The sequence below is a fragment of the Sutcliffiella halmapala genome, from assembly GCF_002019665.1.
Taxonomy (GTDB): Bacteria; Bacillota; Bacilli; order Bacillales; family Bacillaceae_I; genus Sutcliffiella_A; species Sutcliffiella_A halmapala.
This window is the reverse complement of the sequence record NZ_KV917375.1, coordinates 3,830,966-3,848,994: the sequence shown is the minus strand read 5'-3', so window position 1 is coordinate 3,848,994 and position 18,029 is coordinate 3,830,966. Positions and strand designations below refer to the sequence as shown.

General features: G+C 36.7%; 18 protein-coding genes. 14 read left to right on the top strand and 4 right to left on the bottom strand.

Annotation, left to right across the window (positions count from 1 at the left end; all coding sequences use genetic code 11):
* Nucleotides 1–38: 38 nt before the first annotated feature.
* Together ureG and BK580_RS18980 are read left to right on the top strand one after the other, a co-directional pair.
* Nucleotides 39–656 (top strand): urease accessory protein UreG, encoded by a 618-nt coding sequence (gene ureG / locus BK580_RS18985; RefSeq protein WP_078381846.1) that lies wholly within the window; start codon nt 39–41, stop codon nt 654–656.
* A gap of 58 nt (nt 657–714) precedes the next feature.
* A complete protein-coding gene (locus BK580_RS18980; RefSeq protein WP_139364934.1) occupies nt 715–1,473 on the top strand; it encodes an urease accessory protein UreD in 759 nt (252 codons plus the stop codon).
* Between the two features lie 83 nt (nt 1,474–1,556).
* Here BK580_RS18980 and BK580_RS18975 read toward each other — a convergent pair whose 3' ends face one another.
* Nucleotides 1,557–2,759: a hypothetical protein gene (locus BK580_RS18975; RefSeq protein ID WP_078381844.1), complete on the bottom strand. Its 1,203-nt coding sequence runs from the start codon at nt 2,757–2,759 to the stop codon at nt 1,557–1,559.
* Nucleotides 2,760–2,763: 4 nt separating this feature from the next.
* Nucleotides 2,764–3,231, bottom strand: a complete 468-nt coding sequence (locus BK580_RS18970; protein WP_078381843.1) for an RNA polymerase sigma factor — start codon at nt 3,229–3,231, stop codon at nt 2,764–2,766.
* 652 nt (nt 3,232–3,883) lie between these two features.
* Here BK580_RS18970 and BK580_RS18965 point away from each other — a divergent pair.
* The 3 genes from BK580_RS18965 (at nt 3,884) to BK580_RS18955 (ending at nt 5,613) form a co-directional block, all read left to right on the top strand.
* Nucleotides 3,884–4,366, top strand: coding sequence for an SRPBCC family protein (locus BK580_RS18965; protein WP_078381842.1), 483 nt, complete (start codon nt 3,884–3,886; stop codon nt 4,364–4,366).
* A 34-nt stretch (nt 4,367–4,400) separates the two neighbouring features.
* Nucleotides 4,401–4,793 (top strand): SRPBCC family protein, encoded by a 393-nt coding sequence (locus tag BK580_RS18960; protein WP_078381841.1) that lies wholly within the window; start codon nt 4,401–4,403, stop codon nt 4,791–4,793.
* Nucleotides 4,794–4,857: 64 nt separating this feature from the next.
* On the top strand, nt 4,858–5,613 hold the full coding sequence (locus BK580_RS18955) for a class I SAM-dependent methyltransferase (protein WP_139365006.1): 756 nt from the start codon (nt 4,858–4,860) through the stop codon (nt 5,611–5,613).
* A 136-nt stretch (nt 5,614–5,749) separates the two neighbouring features.
* Here the strand turns inward: BK580_RS18955 and BK580_RS18950 are convergent, their stop codons facing one another.
* Nucleotides 5,750–6,337, bottom strand: a complete 588-nt coding sequence (locus BK580_RS18950) for a TetR/AcrR family transcriptional regulator (protein ID WP_078381839.1) — start codon at nt 6,335–6,337, stop codon at nt 5,750–5,752.
* A 198-nt stretch (nt 6,338–6,535) separates the two neighbouring features.
* Here BK580_RS18950 and BK580_RS18945 point away from each other — a divergent pair, with 198 nt between their 5' ends.
* The 5 genes from BK580_RS18945 (at nt 6,536) to BK580_RS18925 (ending at nt 11,693) form a co-directional block, all read left to right on the top strand.
* The gene (locus BK580_RS18945; protein ID WP_078381838.1) at nt 6,536–7,447 is read left to right on the top strand and encodes an ABC transporter ATP-binding protein; all 912 of its coding nucleotides are present in this window, start codon (nt 6,536–6,538) and stop codon (nt 7,445–7,447) included.
* Nucleotides 7,447–9,051, top strand: a complete 1,605-nt coding sequence (locus BK580_RS18940) for an ABC transporter permease (RefSeq protein WP_078381837.1) — start codon at nt 7,447–7,449, stop codon at nt 9,049–9,051. Before BK580_RS18945 ends, BK580_RS18940 begins: the two co-directional genes overlap by 1 nt.
* 162 nt (nt 9,052–9,213) lie before the next feature.
* Nucleotides 9,214–9,939, top strand: coding sequence for an ABC transporter ATP-binding protein (locus BK580_RS18935; RefSeq protein ID WP_078381836.1), 726 nt, complete (start codon nt 9,214–9,216; stop codon nt 9,937–9,939).
* Nucleotides 9,936–11,006 carry an ABC transporter permease gene (locus BK580_RS18930; protein WP_078381835.1) on the top strand — a complete coding sequence of 357 codons (1,071 nt, stop codon included), beginning with the start codon at nt 9,936–9,938 and terminating at the stop codon, nt 11,004–11,006. The genes BK580_RS18935 and BK580_RS18930 overlap by 4 nt, the downstream gene beginning before the upstream one ends.
* Nucleotides 11,007–11,039: 33 nt before the next feature.
* A complete protein-coding gene (locus BK580_RS18925) occupies nt 11,040–11,693 on the top strand; it encodes a TetR/AcrR family transcriptional regulator (protein WP_078381834.1) in 654 nt (217 codons plus the stop codon).
* Nucleotides 11,694–11,765: 72 nt separating this feature from the next.
* On the opposite strand, the gene BK580_RS18920 is transcribed toward BK580_RS18925, so the two are convergent.
* Complete coding sequence (locus tag BK580_RS18920; RefSeq protein ID WP_078381833.1) at nt 11,766–12,467, bottom strand: metallophosphoesterase family protein; 702 nt, start codon at nt 12,465–12,467, stop codon at nt 11,766–11,768.
* Between the two features lie 234 nt (nt 12,468–12,701).
* Here BK580_RS18920 and BK580_RS18915 point away from each other — a divergent pair, with 234 nt between their 5' ends.
* The 4 genes from BK580_RS18915 (at nt 12,702) to BK580_RS18900 (ending at nt 18,026) form a co-directional block, all read left to right on the top strand.
* The gene (locus tag BK580_RS18915; protein ID WP_078381832.1) at nt 12,702–13,736 is read left to right on the top strand and encodes a Delta(5) desaturase DesA; all 1,035 of its coding nucleotides are present in this window, start codon (nt 12,702–12,704) and stop codon (nt 13,734–13,736) included.
* Between the two features lie 78 nt (nt 13,737–13,814).
* Nucleotides 13,815–14,360, top strand: a complete 546-nt coding sequence (locus BK580_RS18910; protein WP_078381831.1) for a response regulator — start codon at nt 13,815–13,817, stop codon at nt 14,358–14,360.
* Between the two features lie 287 nt (nt 14,361–14,647).
* Nucleotides 14,648–16,453 carry a sensor histidine kinase gene (locus tag BK580_RS18905; protein ID WP_078381830.1) on the top strand — a complete coding sequence of 602 codons (1,806 nt, stop codon included), beginning with the start codon at nt 14,648–14,650 and terminating at the stop codon, nt 16,451–16,453.
* A complete protein-coding gene (locus BK580_RS18900) occupies nt 16,428–18,026 on the top strand; it encodes a response regulator transcription factor (RefSeq protein WP_235864072.1) in 1,599 nt (532 codons plus the stop codon). The genes BK580_RS18905 and BK580_RS18900 overlap by 26 nt, the downstream gene beginning before the upstream one ends.
* Nucleotides 18,027–18,029: the final 3 nt, after the last annotated feature.

Sequence of the window (18,029 nt, the reverse complement as noted above, 5' to 3'; positions counted from 1 at the left end):
AGCAAGCGAATAAATGAGGTAGGGAGAGGATGAATAAAATGGGAGAACCTATTCGAATTGGAGTTGGAGGTCCTGTAGGAGCAGGGAAAACATTATTAGTAGATAAATTAACGCGTGAATTAATAAAAGACTTGGAAATAGCGGTCATTACCAACGATATTTATACGAAAGAAGATGCGTTATTTTTAATCAAAAATGGAGTATTACCACAGGATCGAATTATAGGTGTAGAGACAGGCGGTTGTCCACACACTGCTATACGGGAAGATGCATCGATGAACTTTGCTGCGATTGATGAATTAAATGAACGTCACCCCAATCTAGATTTAATCTTTGTAGAAAGTGGTGGGGATAATCTGGCTGCAACCTTTTCGCCAGAGCTTGTGGACTTTTCCATTTATATAATCGATGTTGCACAAGGAGAAAAAATACCGCGTAAAGGTGGGCAAGGAATGATCAAATCCGATTTATTTATTATAAATAAAACCGACCTTGCCCCTTATGTCGGCGCCAATCTAGAAGTGATGAAGCGAGACACCTTGACTACTCGTGGTGACAGACCATTTATTTTTACTAATCTAAAAGATGGAACAGGTGTTGCAGATGTGGTGGAGTGGATTAAACGCGAGGCATTCCTTGTAGGATTGGAAACGTGACGTGACCCACACAGGTTATCTTCTGGTAGAAGTAGGAAAAAAGGGAAATAAGTCGATCGTGACCAATAGTTTTTTTGATGGGGTACTAAAAATAACGAGGCCCATTTATATAGCAGAAGATATGCCCTTACTCACACTCATGCATGTTGGAGGAGGGTATGTAGATGGGGATTCCTATCACACAGAAGTGATAGTCCATGATTCTGCGAAACTCGCACTAACGACACAGGCTTCTACCAAAGTATATAAATCGCGGCGTTTTGGAGTTACCCAAACAACGAATTATTTATTGAAGGACAGTAGTGAATTGTTTATAAAGCAAGATTCCTTAATTCCATATAAAGACGCGAATTTCATCCAACAGATAAATGTATGCATGAGTTCATCTGCTGTTTTTTTCTATACGGATATTATTTCACCTGGATGGTCGGAAGATGGGGCGCCTTTTTCCTATCATAAAGTTGTATCTAAAATGAAAATAATGGTGGATGGCTCATTGGCGGTCTTCGATCATCTCCTCTTAGAATCAAAGGAAAAGCTGGAAAGCATAATGTATCTAGAAGGATATACCTACATTGGAACGCTGTTTTTCCTTCATGAAAAAATGGATGAAGCATGTGTAGAAGCATTAAGAACAAAGCTTTTGTCACTTTCCGAAAATATTCGTTTCGGTGCTAGTATATTAAGTGTGAAAGGGATGGTCGTTAAAATATTGGCACATCGTATAACGGGTATCGAACATGTATTTACCGAATGCGAGAATTTCATTAGAGAGCGTTTATATAATGGTGAAAGATTGGAATGGAGAAAAGGCTAGTTTTTGTGATTAACAGTTACAGACCTATTGGAATATGGAAATAAATAAGTAAAAGGCATAGGTAGCTATGCCTTTATTATCTTTTATAGAGAGAGAACTCCGACATTGTGTAAATCTGTATTCTCTGTTAGTGCGTCAGTTTCTTTAACTCGACCCGTATTTACTCTAATTAAATTTTGGAGGGTACCTTTTAATTTTTGCTCGCTTACCATTACTTCTCCTAGTATATCTAATGTAGAAATTTTCTCTTGTATTACTGCCTCTTGCACATCTTTATCTAAGGATAGCTGCCCATTCACGATAAAATTAACGGGTTGCTCTAATGCAAGTAATTGATCATTGGACCATACTTCATTTTCTTCAATCCAGACAAAACTGTTTTCATAGGATAATATTTCTGTTTCCATGACACTAGAAAGCTCATAGAGAAGATCCTCTGTTGTTTCATGGCAAATAATAATAGAAGTAGAGTAAATATTGGTAAATGCATTGGCAAGCATTTCACGTGTTACATCGGCTTCGATAATGATTGGTTTTCTTGTATAGATTTTCTTCTGCTGAAAACGTCGGATGGAGCGACTATTTAATCGAAGAGATTTTTTTAAAACCTCAAAACCTGTTGGGATAATAACAAGTTTACAAGATGTAAGAGTTTCTACCTTTTTATAAAATTCGGTTTCTTGGTCTTGAAAAATAGTAGCTACCCCGTTAACTTGTAGTTTATTTATTTTTTCCTTGAATTTTTCCATATCCACATCGTGTGAAATATTAAGTACGCCATTTACCACTAGGTATTGTGGTTCATCTAGTGCAGCAAGGAACGAATTCGTTAAGTTAAGTACGCCATTTTCAAATCGTGGAGGAGTAATTTCATATACATCTATCTTTGCTCCGCCTACTGAAAAAAGCGAGGAAGCCGTTCCGGAGAGGTGAGGTGGACAATAGACATTACCATTTATAATCAATTTTAATGGTGCATTATCTAATTGTTCAGCAAGGACATCCCTAGCGATAATAACAGCCCCGTTTACCACGGCATGTACTGGTGTGGTGATTGATTGTAAATAGGCAAGGTCTACATTCAGGATTCCGTTTATAAAGCTATATCCCACAGGCACCTCAACACTTTTTCCAATGTTCCCGATATTCAACGAAGATATAAAGGGAGCAGTCTGTTTTCGGTAGAGAACCATCCCTACATTTTCAATACTTTCGACTCTCTTTACACTTTCTTCTGTTGCATTTAATAAATCTAACACTCCAACATTTCCAATACATTGCTTCATCTAATTATTCCTCCTCGATAATTTTTCTTAATCGTTTGATTGCTAAGTGAAGCTTATAGCGAACAGTTGAAGCAGGGAGACTTAATCGCTCCCCGATTTCCTGACTTGTAAGCCCCAACCAATATTTTTTAAAAACAAGATCGCTTAATTCCTGGGGTAAATGGGAAAGTAGCTCAGTAATTTCTACGTGATTATGATCACCCGTGAGGGCTCCAAATGGAAGTTCGAAATCCTCTTCCCATACGGTCAGTCGTTTTTCCTTCCTCCGATCATCTATAAGGCGATTTTTCATCACCCGATAAAACCAAGCCTTTTGCTTATAAACTGGTAAACTTAAAAGCTGTTCTTCCTTTAACGACTTAACTAAAGCATCTTGGACAAGGTCATCGGCTTCTTGCTCATGCCTAGTGATGGAATTAGCAAATCGATGCAGGTCATACTTGAGCGTTTCATAGAGATCACATACTTCCAAATTGTTCAACTCGCTTTAATTAGGTTATTTTCCTCCTAAATGTTACTTGTTTCATATAGATAACGTTCGAAGAGCAGCTAGTGTTGGAGAAAAATAAAATAATTTAAAATATTTGTTTTGTTCAGTATCATACACTAATTATACATGTAACCTAACGTTGAAAAATTAGAATAAGGGACTTCCATTTAAATAAAAAGACCTTATTTTTTGTGGTTTGTTGACTTGCTACAAAATAATTTAATCTAGAGTCTTCAATCATCCTGCTGATTTTTTCTTTTACTAAATACTCTTCAGTCGGAAACATTTTTTTGACTTCCTTTCTGTTTCTAGGATTTTGTTCAGGTACTACTTGTTACATTTTTTATATTTAAGAAATAAGTGAAATTTTTGATTGATTCATGTAGATAACGATTGAGGAAAGGGAAGTGTTGGAAGATTTAAATATTTTTCTCGAATTTCAAGAAAAATTTTACTTGAGATTTAAAAAATCCTAATATCAAATCTGAAGTCGAAGATACAGTTGATAATTGATAAAACAGACAGGTTCCTGACACCTGTCTGTTTTTGTTTCAGTGATTCTATGATGTTATGCTAAAATTTACCTAGAAATATACGACTTACCATATGGAATGATCTAAGGAGGGAAAATAAGGTGAATAAATATGGGACAATACATGAAATTGAGGGGCGTTATGCTTTAAAGTTTGTACGTTTGTTTTCGCAAAAATCGGAAAGTGTTTTTAAATCAATGACTTCTCCAGCGCAGTTTGTACAGTGGTACCCGTTTGCGACGGAGGAAATGGATCTAAAAACAGGTGGGGTGTTAAGGTTTGATGACGGTGAAGGATCGAAGTATGAAGGGATTATTACGGAATATAATCCTTCTAAGATCTTTGCTTTTCGAGAGATTAATGACTTACTACATATGGAATTGCAGACTGAGGCAGAAGGATGTCGCTTAATATTTACTCATACTTTCGATGATCTTTCAATGACGGTTAATATGGCAGCTGGATGGCACAGATGTCTTGATGTATTGGATATGCTGGTAAATGGGAGACAAGTTGAGTGGCCAGATAATTCGGCTGAGCTAAGAAAAGTATACAAAGATGCATTTGAATCTTTTGTAAAATAAATTTAAATGTCTCATATGCGAGGAGAATTACCAGATGAATGGAACCAGTTCTATTTTTCTTGAACAAAGTCCAGAAATAGTATGGGGTGCCATTACGAATGACGAGCATTTTTCCATATGGTATGCCCCTGGATCGAAATGGTCCATTTCTAAGTTAGAAGTAGGAGGACAGGCTGTCTTTACTCTGATGCCAACTAAGTACAATAATCTGAAAGAAGATGAAAGCATAGAAATGAAGTTTAAGCTTATTGAGATCACGTATCCTTATGTGTTTTCTTATCAAACTGAAAATGGGGATATGCTCTTCATTTTTAAATTGACACCACAAAACGCCGGGACACAAGTAACCATTAATATGGAAGGTTTCAACCAGTCCTTAGAAAACTTAAAAGCTTATTTAGGAGGAAACGAACTACCACATAAATAAAACAAAGTCGACAGATGCCTGTCGCTTGTCGATTAATGTTGATTGGGAAAAGGGGGGATGGATGGTGAATCATTCGGAACGTTTTACTGGTAAGGCAGATGCTTATTCTAGGTATCGTCCTAGTTATCCAAATGAATATATAGATTATTTATTATCGGCTAATTTACTAAAGGAAGCGAGTAGTGTTGCGGATATTGGCTCTGGTACAGGTATTTTAAGTAAACAATTACTAGGGAGAGGATTACAGGTAATAGGTGTTGAACCAAATGATGATATGCGTTCACTTGCAGAACACGAGTTGAACCAGATTCCAAGGTTCACTTCTATTAATGCGACTGCGGAGGATACTGGATTGTCGACCAACACAATCGATTTAGTAACAGTAGCCCAAGCTTTTCATTGGTTTAATACCGAAAGATTCAAGGGTGAATGTCAAAGAATTTTAAAGAATGATGCGAACGTAGCACTTGTGTGGAATAGTAAAGACTTATCAAGTCCGATATATTTGGAAATGCAGGAGCTTTTTCATCAAATGTGCCCTAGTTTTAAAGGGTTTAGCGGCGGAATAGAGGAAAGTCCACAAATTTATGACAAATTTTTTAATAAAGGAAAATTTGAGTTTCGAAGCTATATTAATGAATGGATCTTAGATTATGAGAGTTTTATTGGAAGGAACCTCTCCTCATCCTATTCTCTACAACAGACAGAAAAGGGATATGGTCAATTTATTACTGCATTATCGGATTTATTTGAGAAATACAGCACTAATGGAGAAATAAGATTACCGAAAATTACTAAAAGTTATTTAGGGAAAGTGTAAGTAGATTTAAATTTTTAAGAAAAGATGTGTTTGGAAAATTACCTTAATAAAAATAGATGTTTATTAGGTGGCTTTTAGTTTTAAAAGCCACCAGTGTATATATGTTAATAACTTTTCTAAAAAGAAAGAATATCTCCTATTCATCCCTCTTTCCAACAATCCCATAAAAGAAAATATTCGTAAGTTCATCGGTTAATGGCAGGACATCAGCATGGAAGTCTTTTTTTTGAAAATAGTGGGAAATCATTTGAATGTAGAAAAGGATCGCTTCCATGGAGAGATTCGGGTTGATATAGCCTTGTTCCTTTCCTTGTTGGAAAAAATCTGTAAAATGGGGGAGCGCTTTTTCTAAATATTTATTTTCCATGTAGTTTCCTGCTGCTGAAAAATCCTGCATGATATATTCATAAAATTCTTCATTTATTTGTTGCGCTGTTTCTTTTTTTCGAAAGATAATCTGTTTTATTTTATCGGGGAAGGGAATGGTATCGTGAATGATCTCTTCAAAATCCCTTACTGATTTGTCTATATAATAATTAAAAACCTCAAGAATTAAGTTTTGCTTGCTTTCAAAATAGTTATAAATGGTTACTTGGGATACATTTGCCTCTTTCGCTATTTCGGAAATGGAGACATTTTGGATGCCATCTGCCATGAATAAATTGGTAGCCGCCTCTAATATATCCTCTTTCTTTTTTTCCCTTCTTCGTTGAAAACCGTCCATTCCGTTCACCTCTTTCATAGTTTAGTATAAATTTTGTAATCAAACAAATGAAATAGTTCATAAATACTTGATGAAGGAGTATATATTTTATATTATGAACTATATAGATAATAATATTTCATAATATTAATGATTCGGCTAGAGTTTTCCGTTATTTGGATAATTCGGGTTAGTTAGACAAGAGGAGGAGGATCTGGCATGACGATTTTAAAAACAACGAATGTGACGAAAAAATTCGGGAAGTTTACAGCATTAAATGGAGTCAACTTGGAAGTGAATAAGGGTGAAGTATTTGGTTTTATTGGTCCCAATGGAGCTGGGAAGTCCACGACTATTCGCGTACTGCTGGGTATATTGAAAGCAACGGAAGGGGAAGCAAAAATTTTCGGTTTGGATGCTTGGAAGGATGCAGTTGAAATTCATAAACGGATTGCTTATGTACCGGGAGATGTGAATCTTTGGCCCAATTTAACCGGTGGAGAAGTCATTGATATTTTTATGAAAATGCGGGGCTCTACGGATGGAAATCGCCGTGAAGAGTTAATTCGAAAATTTAACTTAGACCCGTCGAAAAAGTGTCGAACTTATTCAAAAGGTAATCGTCAAAAGGTTGCGTTAGTAGCGGCGTTTGCCTCTGAAGCTGATTTATATATATTGGATGAGCCAACCTCTGGACTCGATCCCTTAATGGAAAAAGTCTTCCACGATTGTGTATTGGAGGCAAAGCTTGCAGGAAAAAGTGTGTTACTATCCAGTCATATTTTATCGGAAGTAGAAAAGTTATGTGATCGAGTCGGAATCATTCGCCAAGGAAAGATTATTGAATCTGGGACATTAAACGAGTTACGTCATTTAACAAGAACGAATCTACTAGTAGAGACGAAGCAACCACTAACAGCTTTAAACGAGTTAAAAGGCGTACATGAAATAGAAGACAATGATGGTGTAGTATCCTTTCAAGTGGATAGTGGGGATTTGGATGCTATCATCAAGTATGTGAGTCAATTTGGAGTTGTGAGATTAGAAAGTTCGCCGCCAAAATTAGAGGATCTATTTATGCGCCATTATGAAGGCGATCGTTCACATCCGGGAGCAGGAGGTGTTTCCTAATGTGGAAACAGCAATTTAATCAGACTGGAAGGATGTCTCGATTTATTCTTCGACGTGATCGACTTCGCCTTCCAATTTGGTTAATCTCCTTATCGGTCACAACGATTATCATTGCATTTTACTTTACTGGCCTGTATCAATCAGCGGAAGAACGACAGGCAATTGCAGAAACGATGAGGAATCCAGCGATGACTGCCATGATTGGTCCCGGATATGGGCTCGATTACTATACAGAAGGTGCGATGATGGCCCACCAAATGTTGCTTTTCACTGCTATTGTAGTCGCAATTATGAGTATTTTGCTTGTAACCCGCCATACTCGAGGCGATGAAGAGGAGGGTCGAATTGAACTGATTCGCTCTTTTCCAGTGGGAAGATTATCTAATCTTACTTCAACAGTTCTCGTATTGTTTGGAGTAAATGTGTTGTTAGCACTAATTAGTGGATTTGGCCTGTACTCTTTAGGTATTGAAAGCATGGATTTAAATGGCTCCCTATTATATGGAGCAGGCCTTGGCGCAACCGGTATTTTCTTTACGGCAATCACTGCTTTATTTGCGCAGCTTTCCGAGAATACGAGAGGAACGATCGGTTATTCCTTTACCGTATTAGTAGGTGCCTATCTTCTTCGGGCGGTAGGAGATGTGAGCAATGAGACACTTTCATGGTTTTCTCCACTAGGATGGATTGTTGGAACAGAAGTTTATGTTAATAACTATTGGTGGCCGATTTTCCTTACACTTGCTGTCTCTATGTTCATAGTAGGGCTCGCTCTTTATTTTAATGCAATCCGTGATTTAGAATCAGGGTTGATTCCATCGAGACCAGGTAGAAGTAATGCATCAAAATTCCTCCAAACGCAATTAGGTTTATCATTTAGGCTACAACGAACAGGAATGATTGCATGGGCAATTGGGGCATATATTTTAGGAATCTCTTATGGTTCTGTGTTAGGTGATTTGGAAGCATTTTTTGAAAGTAATGATATGATGGCAGAGCTCCTAGCTTCAGCTGGAGGAGCCACGTTAACAGAACAATTTTTAACGATGCTTATGTCAATTATTGCGATGATTTGCACGATTCCCACTTTAATGGTGATGTTAAAGCTTAAAGGTGAAGAGAAGAAGAATCATCTAGAACATTTACTTTCTCGTGCAGTATCCCGTATGAAAGTTATGGGAAGCTATTTTACTTTATCTATGATTATAGGATTCATTACTTTAATTCTTGCCGTTATTGGACTGTGGTCTGGAGGGGTAGCGGTGATGGATGACCCAATTTCCTTTACAACCGTTTTTCAAGGGGCAATGGTTTATTTACCAGCAATTTGGGTGATGGTTGGTTTAACGGTGTTACTTGTTGGCCTTTTCCCTAAATTTACAGGTGTTATCTGGTTGTATTTAGCTTATTCCTTTGTTGTCGTTTATTTGGGCGGATTGTTTCAATTCCCTGAGTGGATGAACAAACTATCACCATTTGGGCATATTCCAAAGCTTCCAGTAGAAGAAATAGATTATATGAAAGTCACTACACTAATTATTATATCAATAGTACTCTTATTAGCAGGTTTTATAGGATATAGAAAACGTGATATTGAAGGGTAATTGAAAAATGAAAATCGGTGCCTGGCCCCAAAGATTAATGAGTTAAGGATTTAACTCACTGAGGGTCAGGCATCTTTTGTTATTTTTGTTGACGTAGACTAAAACCATGTTATTATAAAAGTGAGTAATCACTCACTAAAAGTGATCAGGGAGGTTTTATTAATGTCTGTCACCATTGAAATAGAAAATGTAACGAAGAGTTTTGGTAAAAAAGTAGTGTTAAATGAGATAAATTTATCGATTGAAGAAGGGAGAATTTACGGATTTATCGGTCCTTCGGGTGCAGGGAAAACAACCTTAGTTAAAATGATCGTTGGGATGGATACGCCTGCTAAAGGTAGCATCCATGTATTAAAGAAAAAAATGCCTAATCTTGAACTGCTCCAAGATATTGGGTATATGGCGCAATCAGATGCTTTGTATATAGAACTGACAGGAAAAGAAAACCTTCAATTTTTTGCTTCTCTGTACAAACTAACTAAAACAGAAATGAAGGAAAGAATCGCTTACGCCGCCGATTTAGTAAACCTCACAAAGGAATTAAGCAAAAAAGTTTCAACTTACTCTGGTGGAATGAAGCGAAGATTATCGTTAGCAATTGCGTTAATTCAAAATCCAAAAATCCTTATTTTAGATGAACCGACAGTTGGAATAGATCCAGAATTAAGACTAAGTATTTGGAATGAATTATTACGTTTAAAAGAGGAAGAGGGCAAGACAATCATCGTGACGACCCATGTCATGGATGAAGCAGAAAGATGTGATTTTATCGCGATGATTAGGGACGGACATATTTTAGCAAATGGGACGCCAAAGGAATTAAAAGAGCTATACAATGCGGCAAACTTTGATGAGGTATTCCTAAACGCTGGGAGGAGAGGTCAATGAGAATAGTCGCGTTAATTAAACGAATATGTCAACAGATGCTTCGAGATAAACGAACCTTAGCATTGCTGTTTGTGGCACCATTATTAATTTTATCCTTGATGTATGCTTTATTTAGCGGGGAGGGAGCGGACCTTAAACTAGGTGTTTCTAATATTGATGCTGAGCTAGTTCAAGTACTTGAGGATGCAAATATCATAATCGAAGTATATGAGAATGAGACTGGCTTAAATGAAACCGAAGCGATAGTGGTTGAAGGTGACCTGGATGGCTTCCTACGAATGGAACAGGAAGAATATGCATTAACCATTCAAAATACCGATCCAGCATCTGCAAAAAGATTAGAAATGATCGTCAACCAAGCAGTTGCTGCACAGGCTCAGTTAAAGTTAATAGAACAACTTCCTGTCACTATAGAGATGATGCAAGAGGGAATTGCTACAAGCTATGTGTATGGGAGCAGTGATACGGAATTCTTTGATGTATTAAGTCCTATTTTAGTTGGATTCTTTGTTTTCTTTTTCGTATTTTTGATCTCAGGTATTGGTTTATTAAAAGAGCGAACTTCTGGAACATTGGATCGCTTAATGGCAACACCAATTCGGAGAGGAGAAATCGTTACAGCTTACCTCATAGGTTTTGGAATATTTGCCGTTATTCAAACGATTATCGTCGTGTTTTTTTCAGTAACGCTGTTAGATATGGTACTAGTAGGCTCAATTTGGAATGTTATTTTAATAAACTTATTACTCGCATTAGTCGCACTGTCCTTAGGAACACTCCTTTCTACTTTTGCGGCATCGGAATTCCAAATGGTTCAATTCATTCCAGTAGCCGTAATTCCTCAAGTGTTCTTTTCGGGCATTATTCCGATTGATGGAATGGTCGATTGGCTACAAGCACTCGGGAAAATCATGCCATTGTATTATGGAGCAAATGCATTAAAGGGTGTCATGTACCAAGGTCTTACGTTGAGCGATATTAGTGGAGAGATTTTGGCATTAGTAGTATTTGCTGTGTTGTTTATAACGCTTAATGTGTTCGCATTGAAGAGGTATCGTAAGTTATAATGAAGGCCATAAGCAAGAAGGAAGTGGTTTTATATGTCTAAGCATAATTTGTTAGATGAAATGATTGCCCAAACAAAACTATCTAAAAAAACAACCGATAAGCAACAGAAAATAGTGGAGACAGCTATCAAAATGTTTGCAGAAAAAGGGTATTCCAATACATCGACAAGTGAAATTGCAAAGGCCGCTGGAGTGGCGGAAGGAACTATCTTTCGCCATTATGGAACGAAGGATAATCTATTGCTGTCGGTAATACTTCCGTTTATAAAAGAAGCGTTGCCTACTATGGCAGAGAATGTTTTTAATGAAATTATGCAAGTACACATCCTTTCGTTTGAAGACTTTTTACGTGCTCTTCTTAAAAATCGCATTGAATTTGTAAATGGTAATAAAGAAATATTTCAAATATTAGTCAAAGAGGTTCTATATAAAGAAGAACTAAGAAAAGAAATTGCTCCCTACTTTACGGAAAATGTATTAAGTAGGATCATTATTGTGATAGAAAAATATAAGGAAAGTGGAGAACTTGTTGAGCTTCCTAGCAATACTATTTTAAGAATGCTGTTTACGCTAATTGGGGGCTACTTAGTGTCACGCTTTGTCTTACAAACGGATCGTTCTAACATTAATGAAGAGGAAGAAGTGGAGAATATTATTACGTTTATAATGAATGGCATACGAAAGTAGTTATATGGGTGGCTGCTCTCGGTACTTAATTTCTATACAGTACTGGGGGCAGGCACCCTTTATTCTTCCTATCTACTCCACAAAAAGCACCCGTCGACTCTCAACTTCCAAACAATTAAGCCTTTTTCCATATGCACAGCCACCGTCAATTCCAATAATATTATTATCTCCAAAGTAGACATCTGGGCTTTCGTGTAAGTATTTCACTGGCGTGTGTCCAAAAACAATGGTCTTTTCTCCGGTATATCCTTTATGAAATTCTTCACGAATCCACACTAATGTATAAGGTTCTGTGGAATGAATGGGTGTTTCGGGATGAACACCTGCATGGACAAAGATGTGGGTGTCTGTTTCATAGTAATAGGGGAGTTCTTTAAGAAACTCAATGTGAGCACGAATTTCTTCATTCATTTGTATTGGATCCGGGTATTCATCTGTGGTGTACCAATAGTTCGCATCGTCTTTTTCGATTTCGTAGCCGTAATTTTGAAGGGTTTTGATTCCACCGTTGTAATACCATCTTTTCAGGTTTATTGGATCATCTTGAAATGCATCAATCATCATTTGATCGTGATTGCCCATTAAGGCGATAGCTCCTTCTGCTTTTAACTTAATTACTTTATCTAGAACGGCTCTAGAATTTCGTCCCCGATCTACATAGTCTCCTAATAGAAGTAACTGATCTTGTTCTTTGTTATATTCCACAAGCTTTAAGAGTTTCTCAAACTTTTCTATATCCCCATGGATATCACTTATGGCTAGTATGCGTTTCAATGTGTCCACTTCCTATCATTAACGTTTGTCCTTTTATTTTAACATAATTTTCAGAATATAACTTTATTAATAATAAAATGATGAACATAAAAATGAAAACCCTTTATTTATAAGGTTTTTTCAACTATATATGACATTTGTCATACTCTGCATATGACACCTGCTACTAACACGTTATTTTCTATTCCTCTATAATGTGAATTAACGACATAACGAAGAAGGGAAATAAAAAATATGACCTCACAAAATAATACGAAAACGCTTAAAAAGCAGGTTGCTCCTTTTGAACAATCACAAACAGCAAAAAGTGTATGGCAAATTATCAACACATTAGGTCCATTTTTTCTCTTATGGTACCTTGCATATATTAGTCTTCCGGTTTCTTATTGGTTAGCATTAGTTCCAATGGTGATTGCCGCTGGATTTTTGACAAGAACTTTCATTATTTTTCATGATTGTACGCATCATTCATTTTTCAAGAACCGTCGTTTGAATCGAATCGTTGGGACAGTTACTGGAGTATTAACGTTATTTCCTTATGATCAATGGGGACATGAGCATTCTGTTCACCATGCAACAAGTGGAAACCTGGACAAACGTGGAACAGGGGATATTTGGACGTTAACAGTCGATGAGTATTTAGCTGCACCACTTAAGACTCGTTTAGCTTATCGTATTTATCGCAATCCATTCGTTATGTTTGGAATTGGACCGATCTATGTGTTCCTTCTGAAAAATCGTTTCAACCGTAAAGGTGCTAGAAAGAAAGAACGTAACAACACGTACTTGACGAATGTTCTTATCGTGGCCTTGATTGCATTACTATGTTGGGCTATCGGATGGCAGACGTTTCTAATTGTACAAGGTTCTATTTTCATGATTTCAGGATCTATTGGTATTTGGTTGTTCTATGTACAGCATACATTTGAGGATTCTTATTTTGAAGAAGATAAAAAATGGGAATACGTGCTAGCAGCTGTGGAAGGTAGTTCTTTTTATAAACTTCCGAAACTTCTGCAATTCCTAACAGGTAATATTGGTTATCACCATGTTCACCATTTAAGCCCAAGAGTACCAAACTACAAGCTAGAAGAGGCACACAAAAACACGCCTCCTTTAGAGAACGTACCAACAATTACACTTGCAACAAGCTTGCGTTCCATTCATTTCCGTTTATGGGATGAGCAGAAAAAGAACTTTGTAACGTTCAGAGAAGCAAAAAAACAAGTAAAAGAAAACATGGCTGTACGAATGAAAGCAGAACATTAATCTTCGTGCATATTGACAGGCTCCCCTTTAATTGAGGGGAGTCTCTCTATAATCAAAGCTACCCAGGAGGGAACGTACATGATTCGAATAGTTGTTGCAGAGGATCAAGAATTGCTATTAGGTGCAATTGGTTCCCTACTCAATTTGGAAGAAGATATGGAAGTAGTCGGGCTGGCGAGCAATGGGGAAGAGGCACTAAGGCTTGTGCAAGAGCTAGAGCCAGATATATGTATCATGGACATCGAGATGCCGAAAAAGAGTGGGCTGGAAGCAGCAGAGGCTTTGAAGGAATCTGGATGTAAAGTGATGATTCTAACTACTTTTGCAAGGACAGGTTACTTTCAGCGCGCATTAAACGCTGGGGTTCAAGGGTATTTGCTAAAGGATACTCCAAGTGAGGATTTAGTTTGGGCTGTCCACCGCATTATGGATGGAGAAGAAATGTACGCTCCTGATTTGATGGATGAAGATTCCATTGATACGGAACGGGACGTCGAAATCTTGGATTTTTTAAATGATGGAACTTCCAACAATGACCTTTCTAATCCGCAACGTAAAACAATGGGAAGTGTGAGGAAATACTTCTCTACTATTATGGATAATATGAAATTGCCAACTGGCTAAGATACTATCTATTACCACTTTTTGAAACTCTTTTTCTTTTAGGGAAAGAGTTTTTTGTTATTTTAAGATACAAATAGTTACGTTCAGAAAAAAGATGCTTTTTTATAATGTTCTCTTAATAATATATACATACAACGCTTTTACTGTTTTTAATTGGAATAAAACCACCTATAGTATGGTTTTAAAGATTATGCTAAATTATATAGAATAGTGTCATAGTGATTGATATAAATATCTTCGCGTGACAATGTTCTGCTAAAATGAAAACACATTTTTTTGGAGGCTATATGTTTTTTTCGTTACGAAATCGGATTTTTATTATTTTCACATTATTGTTAACGGTTCCATTTCTGGTATTATCGTTTATTGTACCGAGCTGGTTTACGTCTATTATGGAAAATCAAACAAAGAATGCTACTCAAGACATGATGGAGCAATATTCTCTTTATATTAACTCAATTACAATGCAAGCTGAAGATTTGGGGAAGCAAGTACTCGTTGATCAAACAACTCAGCAGTGGTTGAAGTTGGAAAAGGAGGGTGCTGAATCCTCACAAACCGAACGTTTGTTGAAGAAAAATGAATTGAAAGCTCAGCTAGCTTCCATGGTCTTAAATAATTCAAATATGATGTCTTTTTCGGTTTTTCTAAATGATGGAACAGGAATTTGGGTGAATAATCCTTTATTAGAGGAGATGGAATGGTATAAAGATTTTCCGGATAATCATCAACGTTGGGTGAAAGCGCATACAGATAATTTCCAGCAACACCGTGAAATGAGCGAAGTGAAAATAAGTAGTTATCTTCTTCCTTTGTTTGATATAAACACACTTGAGCTAGCCGGTGTAATAAAGGTTAATTTCCCTTCATCACTGCTCGAAACAGCGTTAAGTAAGATTCAGCTTGGAGAAAATGGACGTGTTTATTTATTAAATAGCTTAGGGGAAAATGTTTTACCTGGTTCAGTAAAAACCCCGCAATATGTACTAGAGAAAAGCTTAGATCATATTACAAGTGGTAAACCTACTAAAGGGTTGTTTGAAACGAAACATGAAGGTGAAGAATACCTTGTATTCTATCAAAAGCTTTCAATTGGAGATTGGGTTTTATTTAGTGAAATTACTAAATCTGAACTGTTTTTTAAGATTAATCAATTGCAAAATAAATTACTTCTAACAAGTGCGATTATTTTTATCCTTACCATGATCGCTTCCTTTTTACTTTCTTCCAATATCGTTAGTCCTTTAGGAAAGCTTGCCAAAGCAATGAAATATATGGAACGAGGAGACTTTTCTGGAGCGAAGAAAATGATGCCGACTATTAAATCAGATAATCATGAAGTAGGCTATCTTGTAAAAGTATTTGATCAAACCATCTACCGCCTAGATCAATTAATAAAAATAGAATATGAAGCAAATATTCGTAGAAAAGATGCGGAGTATAAAGCCTTGTTACTACAGATTAATCCTCATTTTATGAATAACACGCTAGAAATTATCGGGGGACTGGCAGCACAGGGGAAAAATAAAGAGGTAATGAATGTCAGCGTCTACTTGGGACGCATGATGAGGTATTCCTTGAACACACATAGTGATGTTGTGGAATTAGGGGAAGAGATGAATTACATTCGAAATTTTACCGATATTTTAAAAGTACGGTATGAAGATACGATTTCCGTTGTAATGGAGGAGGATCCGGAAACAAGAACTCTCCCAATCATCAAATTTGTAATACAGCCACTCGTAGAGAATGCTGTAAAATACAGTTTTATAGAGAACACACATGCTGCAATTAGAATAAAAACGAAAAAGACGGAAGATCAAATCATTATTACCGTAGAAGATAACGGAGTGGGAATGTCAGAAGAGGTTATCGCAAATTTATTGGATGCTAATAAAAATAACGAGTTAAATAATGTACTAGCAAGTAAAGGTACGAGCATTGGATTAAAGAATGTCCTTGGTAGACTAAAGCTATATTATGGGGCGAATTTTTCCTTTAACATCCATTCTGAAAAGAGTAAAGGCACAAGGGTGATATTGTATATAACAACGAGGGGGGATATACATGATGAGGGTGTTAATCGCCGATGATGAGATTCAAATTCGCAAAGGTTTAAGAATGAAAGTGGAGTGGGAAGAAGAAGGGTTTCGCATCGTGGGGGAAGCATCTAATGGTCAAGAAGCCCTCGAGAAACTAGAGGAAATGGAAGTGGATATTGTTCTTACAGATGTGAGAATGCCCATAATGGATGGAATTGAATTCGTGAAACGCTGTCATCTGGAGCACCCTCATGTTAAAGTAATCGTTCTATCTGGTTATTCCGATTTTGAATATGTTAGAACTTCAATGATAGAAGGGGTAAAAGATTACTTATTAAAACCAGTTGCGCCGGATGAATTAATGGATGCTTTACAAAGAATACGTATAGAAATAGAAGGCGAAAAGAAAAAAGAAGTGGAATCAGAGAGAATGCTTCGACTAGTTCATAATCAGTTTGAAGAGATGAGAGAACAGTATTTGCTCTACTTAGTTAAAGAAGAATGGTCAGAACTAAATGTCGCGCTGGAGAGATTGCGGCAATTACAGCTAGACGAATTTGCTAATGAAAACGTAAGCGTACAGATTATAACAGTGGAGATGAGAGAATCAGCTACTACCCCGAATAACTTAAAAGAATTATGGCTTCCCTTTAGAATGATTTGTAAGGAAATCGCAGAAGAGAACAAAGGAACATATTCGTTCTATGATGCTAGTTATGCAAATATGATTCACTTTATTCGTCGCGTAGACATAAACCAATTAACACATAAATCGAGCTTTATTATCAAGCTACAAAAAATGATGAAGAGCTTTTTACAACTAGAAACTGTTGTTGGCATTGGGAAAGTGGTCACTGGTCAAGCTGAATTTAAAACCGGATATATTTCAGCTTTGCTTTCTTGGAGTCAAAGTCAGTTGGGAACACACTCTCAGGTTATCGATGGGGCTGTTAATCATGAGATGTTTGAATTTTCCACTGAGTTTGAAAAACGCTTAATCAATGCGATAGAAAATGTAAATCACGATGCCTTTGTCCATAATATGAAAGAGATTTTAGGAGAATCAACCAATCAATCTGTCATGACATTTTCTTTTATTGCAAATCGAGTTTTGTTTTTGTTAGGATCCCATGCCAGAAAATATGATATTGATTCAAACGAGATTAATAATATGATTTGGAATTGCCAACAAAGTATATGGGAGCTTAATTCTCAATCTAGGGTCATTGAAAGCCTCGTTCGATTAGCGTATTCGATTATCCAAAAGGTACAAGTAATCCGTAGCTCGTCTAATGGAACGGTAATTGTTGAAAAGGTTCGTCATTATTTAGAGCAGCATTATGCCAGTGAAATTTCACTTTCGAGTCTTTCAGAACAATTTCATATTAATAGCGCCTATTTATCTGAAATCTTCAAAGCACATGTCGGTCAAAATTTTAGCGACTATCTTATTAACTTGCGAATGGAAAATGCTAAGCGGTTTTTGGAAAATCCCCAATTGAAAATAATTGACGTTTCGAATCTCGTTGGGTTCTCTAATTCGGGTTATTTCAGTACGGTATTTAAAAGGCATGTTGGACAAACACCAGTAGAGTACCGAAAAGCATTTAAGTTGAATGCCTAACAA

Coding starts and splice junctions, on each gene's coding strand:
- BK580_RS18905 (WP_078381830.1), top strand. CDS start 14,648: ATGTTTTTTTCGTTACGAAATCGGATTTTTATTATTTTCACATTATTG.
- BK580_RS18975 (WP_078381844.1), bottom strand. CDS start 2,759: ATGAAGCAATGTATTGGAAATGTTGGAGTGTTAGATTTATTAAATGCA.
- ureG (WP_078381846.1), top strand. CDS start 39: ATGGGAGAACCTATTCGAATTGGAGTTGGAGGTCCTGTAGGAGCAGGG.
- BK580_RS18950 (WP_078381839.1), bottom strand. CDS start 6,337: ATGGACGGTTTTCAACGAAGAAGGGAAAAAAAGAAAGAGGATATATTA.
- BK580_RS18935 (WP_078381836.1), top strand. CDS start 9,214: ATGTCTGTCACCATTGAAATAGAAAATGTAACGAAGAGTTTTGGTAAA.
- BK580_RS18910 (WP_078381831.1), top strand. CDS start 13,815: ATGATTCGAATAGTTGTTGCAGAGGATCAAGAATTGCTATTAGGTGCA.
- BK580_RS18940 (WP_078381837.1), top strand. CDS start 7,447: ATGTGGAAACAGCAATTTAATCAGACTGGAAGGATGTCTCGATTTATT.
- BK580_RS18960 (WP_078381841.1), top strand. CDS start 4,401: ATGAATGGAACCAGTTCTATTTTTCTTGAACAAAGTCCAGAAATAGTA.
- BK580_RS18925 (WP_078381834.1), top strand. CDS start 11,040: ATGTCTAAGCATAATTTGTTAGATGAAATGATTGCCCAAACAAAACTA.
- BK580_RS18945 (WP_078381838.1), top strand. CDS start 6,536: ATGACGATTTTAAAAACAACGAATGTGACGAAAAAATTCGGGAAGTTT.
- BK580_RS18900 (WP_235864072.1), top strand. CDS start 16,428: ATGATGAGGGTGTTAATCGCCGATGATGAGATTCAAATTCGCAAAGGT.
- BK580_RS18915 (WP_078381832.1), top strand. CDS start 12,702: ATGACCTCACAAAATAATACGAAAACGCTTAAAAAGCAGGTTGCTCCT.
- BK580_RS18930 (WP_078381835.1), top strand. CDS start 9,936: ATGAGAATAGTCGCGTTAATTAAACGAATATGTCAACAGATGCTTCGA.